Raw genomic sequence first — 13,545 nt, 5'->3', positions numbered from 1 at the left:
ACCCGCCCCCTGCGTGTGCTGAGGTGCCGCCGTGCACCCCCCCCCCGCAGGCATGTCATTTTCAGGGAAAGAACATGCGCGAACGCGCCCAATTGACCATGAAGGACGTCTCCAAGGCGTACGGAGACCGTGCCGTCCTCGACCAGGTGTCGCTCACCGTCCGGCCCGGCGAGCGGGCCGGAGTCATCGGGGAGAACGGCTCCGGCAAGTCCACCCTCCTGCGGCTGATCTCCGGCGCCGAGGCCGCCGACAGCGGAGAGATCACCATCAGCGCGCCCGGCGGGACCGGGCATCTCGCCCAGACACTGGCCGAGACCTTCCACGTCGGCCCCCGCCACACCGTTCAGGAAGTCGTCGACGCGGCGCTCGCCGAGCTCCGCGATCTGGAGCGGCGGATGCGACTGGCCGAGGCGGGCCTGGCAACCGCCGACGAGGAGGAGCTCGCCGCGTACGGGGAACTCCTCGCCGTCTTCGAGGCACGGGGCGGTTACGAGGCCGACGCCCGTGTCGAGGCCGCGCTGCACGGGCTCGGCCTGGCACGTATCGGGCGCGACCGTCGTATCGGCACGCTGTCCGGCGGGGAGCAGTCCCGGCTGGCACTGGCGTGTGTGCTGGCCGCCGCACCCGAGTTGCTGGTGCTCGACGAGCCGACCAACCATCTCGACGTGCAGGCCACCCGGTGGCTGGAGGAGCGGCTGCGGGCGCACCGCGGAACCGTGGTCGCCGTCACCCACGACCGCGCCTTCCTGGAGAGGATCGCCACGACGATCCTCGAGGTCGACCGGGACACCCGCGCGGTGACCCGCTACGGCGACGGATGGGCGGGCTACCGGGCGGCGAAGGCCGCCGCGCGGCGCCGCTGGGAGACGGACCATCAGGAGTGGCTGGCCGATCTGGCCCGCACCGAGGAACTCGTGGCCGCCGCAGGTCAGCGGCTCGCGACGACGGGCAAGGATCCGCGTCAGGGGTTCGGGAAGCATCGCCGTTCGCACGAGGCGAAGCTCTCCGGACGTGTCCGGGCCGCTCGCGTACGCCTGGAACAGCTGCGCGACGCTCCGGTGGCGGCACCGCCGGAGCCGTTGCGGTTCGCGGCGCGTCCCGTGTCCGGTGGTCGTGACGGCGTGCTCGCCGAGCTGGCGGGCATCACGGTGGGCGACCGCCTGCGGCTGGAGGGGTTGCGCGTGGAGGCCGGGCAGCGACTGCTGGTGACCGGCCCCAACGGGGCGGGCAAGACCACGCTGCTTCGTGTACTCGCGGGTGACCTCAGGCCGGACACGGGGACGGTGCACCGTCCGGAGCAGGTCGCGGTCGGCTACCTCCCGCAGGAGCTGTCCTCCCTGCCGTCGGGCAAGCCGCTCCTCGCGGCGTACGCGGCGGGGCGCCGAGGGCATCCGGAGGAGTACGCGGACGAGCTGCTCGGTCTGGGTCTGTTCCGCGCGGAGGATCTCGCCGTGCCCGTGGCCGCGCTGTCGATCGGCCAGCAGCGGCGCCTCGAACTGGCCAGACTGCTCAGCTCACCCGCGGACCTCCTGGTGCTGGACGAACCGACCAATCATGTGGCGCTGAGCCTCGTCGAGGAGCTGGAGACTGCTCTGGCGGCGTACGAGGGGGCGGTGGTCGCCGTCTCCCACGACCGGCGGTTCAGCAGCGGATTCGGCGGCGACCGGCTGGAGCTGTGCTCCGGCCGGGCTGTCGCCGCCTGAGCCGGGGCGGACCTTCCGTGACCGCGCGGGGGATTCCTGCCCGGGAATTCCCGCGCGGCCTCCCGCCGGCGACGCATGGGCGCGAGGCGGCAACGTCATCGGTGCCCCGCACGCGGGGCGCGGCCGTTGGGGTGAACGGCAGGTGCGGGCCACGGCGGGGATGCGGCGACCCGGCGGCGGCCGTTCACTGGAGGTCACAGCCCTGAATCACCGCCTGTCCCGCGCGTGAGGGAGGCCGTATGAGCGTTGACGCGGCACATCGCGGCGACTTGGTCCTCGGCGATCGCCGTGTCCTTCCCGGGTTCGGCATCCGGAGGCGGGCATCCCGGTCCGCGCCTTCCCCGTGCGCGCAGGGGAGCGGTGTCACATGACGGCGTACCGGAGCCCCGAGGAGCGCGCGTTGAGTGGAAGGGCCGCGCGGAAGGTCGTGCCGCGCTCCGCGCACGGAGCCTGGGTGCCGTCCGCCGACCGGGCCGACCCGTTGGACGTCCTGCGGCAGCAGGCCGTGCGCCGCGTGCCGGAACTGCTGCCCATCCGCTACGCGCGCATGGCGGACTCGCCGTTCACGTACCTCCGCGGGGCCGCGGCCGTCATGGCCGCCGACCTCGCCGCGCAGCCGCACAGCGGGCTCATGGTCCAGCTGTGCGGGGATGCGCACCTGCTCAACTTCGGCCTGTACGCCTCGCCGGAGCGGGCTCTGCTCTTCGATCTGAACGACTTCGACGAGACGCTGCCGGGGCCCTTCGAATGGGATGTGAAGCGCCTGGCGGCAAGCATCGCCGTCGCCGCGCAGGACAACTCCCATGACGACGCGGATGCCCGCCGCGCGGTGGTCGCCGGTGTGCGCTCGTACCGGAAGACCGTGCAGCGGCTCGCCGCGCTCGGTGAACTCGCCGTATGGTACGAGCGCGTGGACACCCGCGACGTCCTGCCGCTGGTGCGCCCGCGCGACCGCTCCCGCGTCGACGCGAGCCTGGCGCGAGCCCGGCGCCGGACGAATCTGCACGCGAGGGAGAAGCTCACCGAGGTCGTCGACGGCCGCCGTCGGATCGTTCACGACCCGCCGCTCCTCGAACCGGCGGTGGCCGCCGAGCGGGCGACGGTCCAGAAGGCCTTCGCCGACTACCGCTCGACGCTGTCGGAGGACCGGCGGCTGCTGTTCGACCGCTTCCGCGTCGTGGACGCGGCCCGCAAGGTCGTCGGTGTCGGCAGTGTCGGAACCCGTTGCTACATCGCCCTGCTGCAGGGCCGCGACGCGGACGACCCGCTCTTCCTCCAGATCAAGGAGGCGGAACCGTCGGTCCTGGAAGCCCACCTGGGACCGGCCGCACATGCACACGCCGGTCATCGCGTCGTGGCCGGACAGCGGATGCTCCAGGCGGCGAGCGACATCTTCCTCGGCTGGGTGACCGGCCCGGAGGGACGGCAGTTCTACTGGCGGCAGCTGCGTGACATGAAGGGCTCGGCCGATGTGTCCTCCATGCAGCCGCGCATGCTGCGGTCCTACGCGGAACTGTGCGGTACGGCGCTGGGCCGGGCCCATGCCCGTACCGGCGACCGCATCGCCCTGGCGTCGTATTTGGGCGGGAGCGACTCGTTCGACCGAAGTATCGGCGAGTTCGCGATGCGCTACGCGCGGCGGACCATCGCCGATCACGCGGCGCTGGCGGCGGCGATCGCGACGGGTGAGCTGCCGGCGGCCGCGGAGTTCTGAGCCGCTGCGGCTCGCGCTTGCGCGCTCTCCCCGATGGAGAGGCGGACGTCCGGGTCGCGGCCGATTCCGCACCGGGCGTCCGTGGCCGAAAAGTTGTGTGGAGTTTGTGCGTACGGGGTAACGAAGTCGTGTGCCCCGCACGGGTGGACGGTGCTCGACACACACTCGGCCGACCGCCACGGCGACGGCACGGCACGCCGATGAGCCAAGGATCTTCACAACTGTGCGACGGCTTCGCCGCCTGCGCACCACCCGCGACCGGCACCATGGGTGACTTCATCGGCCCGGCCCCCGCCGGGCACCGGGCAGGGAGAGACCCTTGCCGCGCAACGCATCTGTCCCACAGGAAGAGGACGAACTCCCGTGACCTCTCACAGCGGCACCTTCGGATCCGCCGGCGAGCGACTGCTGCAGGACCACCTCGGCAGCACGGAGCGGGCGGCCGGTTTCTACGGCCGCCAGGTGCAACCGCAGCTGACGCCTCAGATGCGGGACTTCATACGGCACCAGACCATGGTCTTCCTCTCCACGTCCGATGCCGCCGGCGAGTGCGACGCCAGCTTCCGCGCGGGCCCTGCCGGGTTCGTCGTCGATCTGGACCAACGCACCCTGACCTACCCGGAGTACCGCGGCAACGGCGTGCTCGCCAGCGCCGGGAACATGGCCGAGAACCCACATCTGGGCATGCTGTTCATCGACTTCACCCACCACCACATCGGGCTGCATGTCAACGGATCGGCGCAACTGCGCACCGACACAGAGCAGCGGCACGCCTTTCCCCACCTGCCCGTGGACAGTGCTCCCGGGCGCCGACCCGAGCTGTGGGTCCATCTCACGGTGGAGGAGGCGTATGTGCACTGCTCGAAGCACATTCCGCACCTGGAGCCCGCGCAGCGCCCGCGGTTCGCTGCCGAAGGCCGGCCCAAGGATGCCGAGTACTTCGTCACCGCACCGCCGGCCGTGCCGCCGACCAGGCCGGTCGGGCCGCTCGACCCGGCTCCGGCGACGGTGAGCCACCAGTACTGAAACGGCCTGCGTCTGCAAGTGGCCGGAGACACGATGGATCCCGCGCAGGCCGTGGCGTGTCAGGAGTCCGCGGAGGCCAGGGAGGTCATGACGGGCAGCAGCGAGGCATGGGGCGACGCCTACACGGCGTCGGGTGCACCCGCGGACGTGGTCGCCGCTGCGGTGCGCGGCGCGACGGCCTTCTCCGTGCCGCCCGCGCCGGAGGAGTAGGCCACGCGCGGCCCGCTCCCGGCCCCGGCCTTTCGTCCTGTCGGCCCTCAAAGCAGGGGCTGTTCGGTCCAGATCGTCTTGCCACTGCTGGTGTACCGGGTGCCCCAGTGCTCGGTGAGCTGGGCGATCAGGAACAGCCCGCGGCCGCCCTCGTCGTCCGCCTTCGCACGGCGCAGATGGGGAGACGTGCTGCTGGCGTCGGAGACCTCGCAGATCAGGCTCCGGTCCCGGATGATCCTCAGACGGATGGGCGGCTGGCCGTAGCGGATGGCGTTGGTGACCAGCTCGCTGACCACCAGCTCGGTGGTGAAGAGGCACTCCTCCAGGCCCCATTCGGACAGCTGCCGGGCCACGAGGTTGCGCGCCTCGACGACGAAGGCGGGGTCGGCCTCCAGATCCCACGAGGCGACCTGGTCCCTGCCCAGCGCACGGGTCCTGGCGACAAGGAGCGCGACGTCGTCCGGCGGGCTGGAGGGCAGCAGGGTCTCGGTCACCCGGTCGCTGAGCTCCTCCAGGGGGCGTTCGGGGTGGGACAGCAGACGACGCAGCTCCCTCAGGCCGACGTCGATGTCGGGATCGCGGGCCTGGACCAGCCCGTTGCTGTACAGCACCAGCAGGCTGCCGACGGCCAGGTCGAGTTCGGCCGACTCGAACGGCAGGCCACCGAGACCGAGCGGCGGCCCGGCGGGCAGTACGGGCAGGTCGAAGGTGCCGTCGGGGTGGACGATCGCAGGCGGAAAGTGACCGGCTCGGGCCAGGGTGCAGCGCCGGTCGACCGGGTCGTACACGGCGTAGAGGCACGTCGCTCCGGTTGCCGGGACGGCCCGGTGCCCGTCGTCGGCGCCGTCGGCCTCCTCGTCCAGACGTGCGACCAGGGCATCGAGCTGGGTGAGCAGCTCGTCCGGGGGCAGATCCAGATCGGCGAGCGTGTGCACCGCGGTGCGCAGCCGCCCCATGGTGGCCGAGGCGTGCATTCCGTGTCCGGGTACGTCGCCGACGACCAGGGCAACCCTGGCCCCGGACAGCGGGATGACGTCGTACCAGTCCCCGCCCACGTCGGCGTCCTCGCCGGCCGGCTGGTACCGCACGGCGGCCTCGACCGCGGGGAGCTCGGGAAGTCCGCTCGGCAGCAGGCTGCGTTGCAGGGACAGTGTGGTGGCGCGTTCCCGGGTGTAGCGGCGGGCGTTGTCGATACAGACCGCGGCCCGGGTGGCGAGGTCGGTGGCCAACGCGAGATCGTCGTCGTCGAACGGGAACGGCTTCTGCCACCGGTAGAAGCCGGCCACGCCCATGAGGACGTTCCTCGCCAACAGCGGCACCACGATCAGGGAGTGCGAGCGCGCGTCGCGCATCGACGCCGCCCGCTGCGGATCGTTCCGCAGCCAGGGCCCCTCGTAGTCGAGCCGTGCGACCAGTCGTGCCTGCAGGTCGGCCATGCACAGGGCGTGCGGTGATGCGGGGTCGAAGCGGCTCGACTCGCCCACGGCGAACGCGGCGCGCGCCGGGCCGTTCCACGCGGAACGGTAGGCAGCGCGCCTCAGCGTGACCCCTTCTTCCACCGGACCCGGCGTCGGCTCATCGCCCCGCACCACCGCGTCCAGCAGGTCCACCGAGACGGTGTCCGCCAGCCGCGGGACCGCGACGTCCGCCAGTTCCTGGGCGGTCCGGGTCACGTCGAGGGTGCTGCCGATTCCCAGCGTGGCGTCGTTGAGCAGCAGCGCGCGTTCCTGGAACCGCTGCCGGTCGGTGACGTCCACCAGGGACTGACACAGGCCCAGGACCTCGCCTGCCTGATTCTGGAGCCGGAAGGTGCCGGTGGACCACACGTGTTCGCGGTCCGGATCGGCCGGGGTGCGGCCGCGGTGCAGGACATCGTGCTTCGGCACACCCGTGGCCAGGACCAGGCGCATGGCCTCCTCGATCTCGGCGGCGTTCAGCTCGGGCAGCGCCTCGCCGACCCGCCTGCCGAGACGCTCCTCGACCGGCACGCCGGTCATGCGTTCCAGGGCGACATTGCGCCGCGTGCACCGCAGGTCGGAGTCGGCGATCAGCAGACCCACCGATGACTGCGTGAACAGGCCCGCGAGCACGGCCCAGTCCTCCTCCCAGCGGCGCATCCGGGCGGCCTCGATGGCCAGGATCAGCCAGTACGGTTCGGAACCGGGGCTGATGGAGGGGTATCCGCGTACGGCCAGATCCACGGCCCGCCCACCCTTGGCCTGTACGGAAACGACCCCGTGCCAGCCCTGTCCGGCACGCCGCAGCCCGCTCGCGGCCTCGGCGGCGCCCGCCACGGTGAGCAGGTCCACGGCACGGCGCCCCACGACCTCGGACGCCTCGAGGCCGAGCAATTGCGTGGCCGCCGCGCTCCACCGGACGAGAACCCCGTCGCCGTCGACGACAGCGGTGGCTGCCCGGTCCGCGTCGAACGGATCGGCCGAGGCGTCCTCCAGCGCGATGCCGCGTGGGTCCTGTGTCATCCGAGCCGTCCCCACCATTGGTGTTTTGTACCGAAATAGCCGTGTGCAGCGTATTCCGGACGGCCGCGGATCCGGGGGTACCGGGGCCGTGCGCCGCCGAACACGGGCGTGACCTGACGTCCGCCGGGCCGGAGACGTCCGGCTGGACGTGGGGTGGACGTGCGGCCGGCCGTGCGGAGGAAGGCCGGTGCCGGGCCGTCGTTGCGCGAAGCGGCGGCCGTGCTCCCAGCCGGCCGGCGGACCGTCCGGCAGAATCGGGGCATGCTGAGAATCGGATCCGTCGTCCTCGGCGTCTCGGACGTACGGCGTGCGGCCGCGTTCTGGATGCAAGCCCTGGACTACGTGGCGCGCGAGCAGATGGAGGACGACTGGGTCGTCCTCGTGCCGGCACGAGGGACCGGCCCGCAGCTGTCCCTCGGCCGCAGCGAGACCCCGCTCCAGGAACGTCCCCGTGTCCACCTGGACCTGTACGCCGGGGACGCCGTTGACCAGGCTGCCGAGGTCGAACGGTTGGTGGGGCTTGGCGCGGTCCGCGTCGACTGGGGTCCCTATCCGGGCGACGCGGACTTCGTCGTGCTCGCCGACACGGAAGGCAACCGGTTCTGCGTGATCGACACCGGGCGCTCGTGAGCGCAGGGGCAACAGGGGCAACAGGGCACGCGCATACCCGCTACCCGCCGTACTCGCGGTCGTCGACCGGCGCGTCGGGGCGTTGGGCGTCGAGCGATTCCCGATAGCGGACGCAGCCGCGCAGGAAGCGCGGCCACGGTGGCACGGCGATGTCGGGGTCGACGCGCTCCGGCAGCAGGTTCCACAACCGGGGGTGGTGCCAGCACAGATCGTGGCCCGTGCTGTCGCGGTGCGCACGGATACCCGCGCGCAACCGGCGCACCTCCGCGGCCAGTTCGTCACGGCCGAGCCGGTCCACGTCGTCGTCGAGGTCCATGGCGGCACCGTAGTCGCGCCCGGTGCACCGTGGACCGGTCCCGCGCCGTGCCGGGCGGAGTGGTTCACCCCGTCGGCACGGCGCATGGTTCGGCGCCGTCGGCACGGCGCGGTACCGCGTCACGGCCCGTTTCGGCACGGCGCGGTGCCGCGTCACGGCCCGTTTCGGCACGGCGCATGGTGCAGCGTGCACGGCGCATGGTTCGGCGTGCACGGCCCGTCGGCACGGCGGCGGGTTCCGGGATTCAGAGCGGCAGCCCCCATGCGGGTGCCGGCTCGTTCGGGGCGACCGGGCGGATCGTCGGATCGGGGTGGTCGCCCCTCGCTGTGATCAGCGCCGACTCGCCCTTCTTCAGCGGGATGCGGACCGCGCCGTCCGGGGCGTTCTCGTACGTCAGCCGCCGACCGTGCCGGTCGCGGATGTCGATCGGCCCCTCGATCCCGTGCCGTACGACACAGGGAGCGCCCGCCTCGCTGGAGATGCGGATCCAGCGGGTGCGGCCCTCCTCACGGGCCGCGCTCAGCAGGAACGCGCCCTGGGTGCGGAAGTCGTGGACGACGAGCTCCCGCCAGGCGGCCGGCAGGGCGGGGAACACACGGATCGTCCCGCCCCATGACTGACAGACCATGTCGTGCAGCGACTGCGCCGCGGACAGGGGCGTCTCGATGACCGGGCCCGACTCCTTGTACATGGTGTTGGCCTGGATGAAGCGGCTCATCAGCTGGCCCAGGTAGCCGAGGGCGTCCTCTCCCTTGCCCAGCAGGGCGGACATGGACGCCGCACCGGTGAACGTGTAGCCCTGGAGCGCGCCTTCGAAGCTCACCCAGTGGCCGAGGGACTTCTCGATCAGCGCACGTTCCTCGGGGGTACGGCCGGTGACCTCGTACAGCGGATAGACGGCGAGGAGATGCGAGTAGTGGCGGTGGGACTTCGCGAACGGCACACCGGCGCCGATCATGTAGCCGTTGGCGTCGGCCGGGTAGGGGACGAGCCGGGCCAGTACCTCCTGCCAGCGCCCGGACAGCGGATCGTCGATGCCGAGCGTGCGGGCCGATTCGACCAGCGTGCGGCAGCCCCAGCGCAGCAGCATCAGGTCGTAGTTGCAGTCGGGGGCGTCGACGCCGTACTCGGGCGAGAACGTCGGCGGAAGGTGCAGCTTGCCGTCGGAGCCCGGGGTCAGGAAGTGCAGGTAGTAGTTGACCGCTCTGCGCAGCAGGGGGAAGAGCACGTCGCGCAGGATCGAGGTGTCCATGGTGTGGCGGTAGGAGAGCCAGACGTTGTGCAGGGCCCAGGTCAGATTGCCGACCTCGGGGGTGGGCGGGTTCTGGCCGGGAATGCCGACACCGTAGCCGTTGCCACTGGGTGTGGCGCCGCCGTTGACGAGGCGGGTGTCGGTGGTGCGCGGGATCCCCGCGGAGTCGGACCGGTAGGGTGCGGCGACCTCGGCGGTCAGCTGGTCCCGGAATTCGCTCAGGGCCCGGGTGACGGCGTCCAGTTCGAGATGGTTCGAGCCGTGGATGAGCCAGTACTCCAGCTGCACGTTGAGGTTCCACCACGTGTTGGGCCAGGGGGTGGACTCGAGCCACGGACCGCAGGTCGCCATCACGGGGGCGTCCTTCCGGGCGGCGGCGGCTGTCTTGTAGAGCTGGATCCAGTAGAAGCGCTGCAGCCGGGCGTCGGGCAGCGAGAGGAAGCTCTTGCGGTAGTAACGGGCCCACCAGTCACGGTGCGGGCGCACGAGGACGTCGTACGGGGTCGCCGACGCCGTCCGCACCGTACGCAGGGCGCGCTCGCGGGCGGTCGTCCCCGGGAACGAGTGCGCCACGGAGACGCACAGGGTGCGCCGGCCGCCGTGGGAGTCGGTGCGTTCCCGCCAGGCGGTGACGTGCTGCCCGCCGGCGAGCAAGGGCTGGACGGCGGCGGTCATTTCGCCGCGCCGCTCGACGACGGCCGGCGGATTGGCCCGGTAGCCCTCGGGCAGGGGCCGGAAGGCGGCGCGCGGGCTGATGGCCTCGGCCGGCCGGAAGCTCCAGCGGAAGGCCTTCTCGCCCTCGCTCGGGGTGACTTCGACGGCGAGCACGGAGCTGGAGGTGTGCACGAAGGCGCGGAGCCGGAGAGTGCCGGCGGTGGTGGTGAGGGTGCCGGTCAGTTCGGCGTCACGCAGCCGCAGCCGCCAGTCGAGTGCGGTGACGGTGCCGACCGGTTCGAGGGTGAAGTGGCCTATCGGCAGCCGTGCGAGGCCGAAGAGCGAGCCGAACTCGGGGCGGTGGTCCTGGACTTCGGAGTGCTGGATGTTGAAGCGGATCGCGTTGCCGCCGTCCGGCTCGGCGTAGATCCCTGAACCGAGGCGGCCGTTGCCTAGAAACGGACCCTCGTACCAGGTCTTCGGCATCCGCCGCCAGACGAGGTCGGCGTCGTCGAGGACGGTGCGCCAGCTGTCCTCGGGAGCCCTGACGCCGGCGGCGGCACCTTCGTGCGCCTCGGGCGCCAGGGGCGCCGCCCGAGCGGGAAGAGCGCCGGCGACTCCCGCCGCGAGCGCCCCGCCGATCGCCGTTCCCGTCGCGAGGACGGTTCTTCTGGACGTGGCCATGACGCCTCCCAGGCGGCTCGTACGGACGGCAATTCATCCGAGCTATCTTTCGGTGGAAGGTAGAGAGGTGGCGGAAGTCAGTCAATACGGCGGAAGAGATCCGATGAGCCTCCGTGTATCCGTGTGCAGTTCAGGGTTGGTGACCCGCGGGCACTTGCGGCCGGGCGGGGTGCGCCTCCACGCCGCGCACCGTCCCGGTGCCTCCGGGACGGTGCGCGGCCCGGCGGGCGCCGCGACGCCTCGGGCTCGGTCCGGTCTCTCAGGGGACAACGGCGTACTGGACGATCGCGTCCTCGCAGGGGCCCTCGGCGAAGACCTTGAGCGCGTCCATCTCGGCGTCGTCGGCGTCGAGTTGCCGGCGCAGCTTGGTGGCGACCCACTCCGCGACGTACCGGCAGCGACGGTCCGGGACCGGCGGAAGCCAGTCGGCGGGGTCCTGTTCGCCCTTCGACCGCTGGGCGCGGACGGTGACTGCGGCCAGCGACGCGTCGGCCTTCAGATCGTTCGCGTACGCCTCACGCCGCGTCGCTGTCCAGGAGGCCGCGCCAGCTGGTGGGGGCGTCATCCCCAGTAGGCGATATTCGGAGCTGGAGGTCGTGTCAGGGGGAGTAGCCACGGTTCGCGCTGTGGACGCTGCTGATCTTGACTATCGGGCCCGGCCGCAGCCTGGTTGCATTCCGCCGCATCTGGCTTCTCGACTTCTCGAACTCGGCCATGCCGAGAAGGTGGAGTTCTGGGCCGGCCATGGGGGGTGGTTCTGCGCGCGGGAGTGGGCACTGCTGCTCGGCGAACAGGGCCGACAGGCAGAGGCACTGGAGATACTCGCCCCGTACCTCGCTACCTTTACATTACGGACACAGAATGCAGTGCCCTCAGCCGAGGAGCACGACGAGCAGTACAAAAGCACGTTGTCCCAAAGGAAAAGAATGATGCGCACCATGAAATACACCGTCTCCATCGAGATCGCCCTGCCGCGGGAGAAGGTGGCCCAGCTGCTTGCCGACCCGGCACACCTGCCGAAATGGCTGCGGGGCCTGGTGCTGCACGAGCCGCTGAATGGGGAGCACGGGCAGCTCGGCACCAAGTCGCGGGTCGTGATGCAGATGGGCCAGCGGAAGATCGAGTGCACCGAGACCATCACACGCCGGGAACCGGCAGACCTGCGCGAGATCCCGAAAACGAGCGCCGTTCACTTCGACCGCGAGATCGTCGGCGAGGGCATGTGGAGCGCCGTGCGCGACCGGCTGACCGAAGCCGGCCCGGAAACGACGCTCTGGGAGAGCGAGAACGAATACCGGTTCAGCGGCTTTCTGATGAAGCTGGTGGGACTTCTGATGCCCGGCGCCTTCCGCAAGCAGTCGCAACAGCACATGCAGGACTTCAAGGCGTTCGCCGAGCAGGGAAAGGACGTCCGCGAGGCGACGGACTGATCTGCCGTAACTGGCCAGGCGGCTGACGGCGTGGCGTGTTGATCTTCCTGTCGTTCGTGGATGACCGCTGGGGCAAGCTCCGCCGGCGCTGTCTGGAGATGACCGTTGCCGAAGGCGGCGAGGCCGGCGCTGCGGCGCGCGAAACGCTCCGCAGCCATCCAGGCATCCGTCCGGAGTGGCTGGCGATCCGGGACGGCCGCTGTAGTTCAGCCTGCCTCGGGGCCGCGAGCCACGAAGCGATCGCCCAGACCTGGTTCAGCGGCGGCTGTCTCCGGGCGCGAGCAGACTCGTCACCTCGGCGATCGCCTCGGCGGACGGCTTGAAGTACCGCCGGTCGATGGCTTCGAACAGCGGCAGCACCTCTTGGGCGGGCGCGGCGCCCGGGAGCGGAACGGCCGCGGCGGCAGCCGCCTGCGGTGCGGCCGTGCCCCAGGACTCCGTCGGACGGGCGAGGAAGTTCACCGCAGAAACGATGCGCGCGGCGGGTGCGGGGGCGCCGTACGCGTGAGGAATGCCTGCACGTCCCGGTGCAGGTGGTCCGGCAGCCCCGTCAGGTCCGTCACCAACTCGCGGAGCTCACCCAGCAGATCGGGGAGGAGCGTCCAGCCGCCGGCGTCAGCGGTGACGACCGCTTGCAACAGGTCGCCTTCTTGAAGTGCTCTCCCGGCTGAAGCCGGGAGATTCCTGCTTACCTTGCGGCAGCGGGCTTGACGCGCTTCGCGCGCATGACGACTGCCCTCCCGGCAGCCGGGATGAGCGCGAGGCCCGTCCGGTACAGGTGCAAGACGTTCCGGGCTGCGTTGTGGTCGGCGTTGCCCGACCAGCCGCAGTCCGGGTTCTTGCACACGAACACGGCCTGGGACTCACGGCTGCCGGGCGTGGCGGAGCCGCACGCTGAGCAGCGTCTGGAGGTGCCGGGTGCGGGGACCTTGTGCAGGGTGCCGCCGTGCTGGGCGGTCTTGTACGTCAGCATGGTGACTGTCCGGCCCCATGCCTCCTGAGCGATGGAGCGGTTCAGCCCAGACTTCTGGGCCACGTTCTTCCCCGGCTCTTCGATGGTCCCCTTGGCCGACTTGACCATGTTCGTGATGGTGAGTGCTTCGACCACGACGGTGCCGTATGTGCGGGCGATGGCGGTGGTCGTCTGGTGCTGCCAGTCCAGGGCCCGGCGCTTGGCTTTCGCGCGGAGTCCTGCGATCTGGTCGTAGGTGCAGTGCAGTCGGCGGCTGGTGCGTTCGCCGGGCCTGCGGTGCTGCTTGCGCTGCGCGGCGCGCTGCTCCAAGTGCAGGAGCTTGGCCTTCTCCTTCTTGGTCAGCCACTCGCGGTGCTCGTACGTCTCGCCGTCTGAGAGGGCGATGGGCACGGTGACGCCCACGTCGATGCCGACGTCCGGCCCCTGGTGGGGCTCAGGTTTGGCCTCCAAGGTCTGGACACGGAAGGCGATGT

General features: G+C 71.1%; 12 protein-coding genes and 1 pseudogene. 6 read left to right on the top strand and 7 right to left on the bottom strand.

The genetic code is table 11. From position 1 onward, the window contains the following. Positions 1-74 precede the first annotated feature (74 nt). The 4 genes from abc-f to AC067Z_RS12435 all read left to right on the top strand — a co-directional run bounded on the left by abc-f (position 75) and on the right by AC067Z_RS12435 (position 4,653). On the top strand, positions 75-1,703 hold the full coding sequence (abc-f, locus tag AC067Z_RS12450; RefSeq protein WP_478789438.1) for a ribosomal protection-like ABC-F family protein: 1,629 nt from the start codon (positions 75-77) through the stop codon (positions 1,701-1,703). Positions 1,704-2,070: 367 nt separating this feature from the next. After that, complete coding sequence (locus AC067Z_RS12445) at positions 2,071-3,417, top strand: DUF2252 domain-containing protein (protein WP_478789437.1); 1,347 nt, start codon at positions 2,071-2,073, stop codon at positions 3,415-3,417. A 363-nt stretch (positions 3,418-3,780) separates the two neighbouring features. Further along, positions 3,781-4,443, top strand: coding sequence for a pyridoxamine 5'-phosphate oxidase family protein (locus tag AC067Z_RS12440; RefSeq protein WP_478789436.1), 663 nt, complete (start codon positions 3,781-3,783; stop codon positions 4,441-4,443). A gap of 33 nt (positions 4,444-4,476) precedes the next feature. After that, on the top strand, positions 4,477-4,653 hold the full coding sequence (locus tag AC067Z_RS12435) for a hypothetical protein (protein WP_478789435.1): 177 nt from the start codon (positions 4,477-4,479) through the stop codon (positions 4,651-4,653). A 47-nt stretch (positions 4,654-4,700) separates the two neighbouring features. On the opposite strand, the gene AC067Z_RS12430 is transcribed toward AC067Z_RS12435, so the two are convergent. Beyond that, on the bottom strand, positions 4,701-7,133 hold the full coding sequence (locus tag AC067Z_RS12430) for a SpoIIE family protein phosphatase (protein ID WP_478789434.1): 2,433 nt from the start codon (positions 7,131-7,133) through the stop codon (positions 4,701-4,703). Positions 7,134-7,394: 261 nt separating this feature from the next. Here AC067Z_RS12430 and AC067Z_RS12425 point away from each other — a divergent pair, with 261 nt between their 5' ends. After that, positions 7,395-7,763, top strand: a complete 369-nt coding sequence (locus AC067Z_RS12425; protein WP_478789433.1) for a VOC family protein — start codon at positions 7,395-7,397, stop codon at positions 7,761-7,763. Between the two features lie 40 nt (positions 7,764-7,803). On the opposite strand, the gene AC067Z_RS12420 is transcribed toward AC067Z_RS12425, so the two are convergent. The 3 genes and pseudogenes from AC067Z_RS12420 to AC067Z_RS12410 form a co-directional block, all read right to left on the bottom strand. Then, a complete protein-coding gene (locus AC067Z_RS12420) occupies positions 7,804-8,079 on the bottom strand; it encodes a hypothetical protein (protein WP_478789432.1) in 276 nt (91 codons plus the stop codon). A gap of 244 nt (positions 8,080-8,323) precedes the next feature. Next, positions 8,324-10,669, bottom strand: coding sequence for a glycosyl hydrolase family 95 catalytic domain-containing protein (locus AC067Z_RS12415; protein ID WP_478789431.1), 2,346 nt, complete (start codon positions 10,667-10,669; stop codon positions 8,324-8,326). A gap of 259 nt (positions 10,670-10,928) precedes the next feature. Further along, positions 10,929-11,219 (bottom strand): annotated as a pseudogene (locus tag AC067Z_RS12410) (HNH endonuclease); the annotation flags it as partial. Between the two features lie 76 nt (positions 11,220-11,295). On the opposite strand from AC067Z_RS12410, the gene AC067Z_RS12405 reads away from it, so the two are divergent. Next, positions 11,296-12,099, top strand: a complete 804-nt coding sequence (locus tag AC067Z_RS12405) for an SRPBCC family protein (RefSeq protein ID WP_478789430.1) — start codon at positions 11,296-11,298, stop codon at positions 12,097-12,099. 255 nt (positions 12,100-12,354) lie between these two features. Here the strand turns inward: AC067Z_RS12405 and AC067Z_RS12400 are convergent, their stop codons facing one another. The 3 genes from AC067Z_RS12400 to AC067Z_RS12390 all read right to left on the bottom strand — a co-directional run. After that, the gene (locus AC067Z_RS12400; protein WP_478789429.1) at positions 12,355-12,561 is read right to left on the bottom strand and encodes a hypothetical protein; all 207 of its coding nucleotides are present in this window, start codon (positions 12,559-12,561) and stop codon (positions 12,355-12,357) included. Beyond that, positions 12,558-12,737 (bottom strand): hypothetical protein, encoded by a 180-nt coding sequence (locus AC067Z_RS12395; protein WP_478789428.1) that lies wholly within the window; start codon positions 12,735-12,737, stop codon positions 12,558-12,560. Before AC067Z_RS12395 ends, AC067Z_RS12400 begins: the two co-directional genes overlap by 4 nt. Positions 12,738-12,787: 50 nt before the next feature. Then, positions 12,788-13,545 (bottom strand): RNA-guided endonuclease InsQ/TnpB family protein (locus AC067Z_RS12390; protein WP_478789427.1); only part of this gene is annotated, 758 nt, incomplete at its 5' end.

Source organism: Streptomyces sp. NPDC043812, assembly GCF_056436245.1.
Note: the sequence above shows the minus strand (reverse complement) of the source record. Positions and strands in the feature narration are given on the sequence as shown.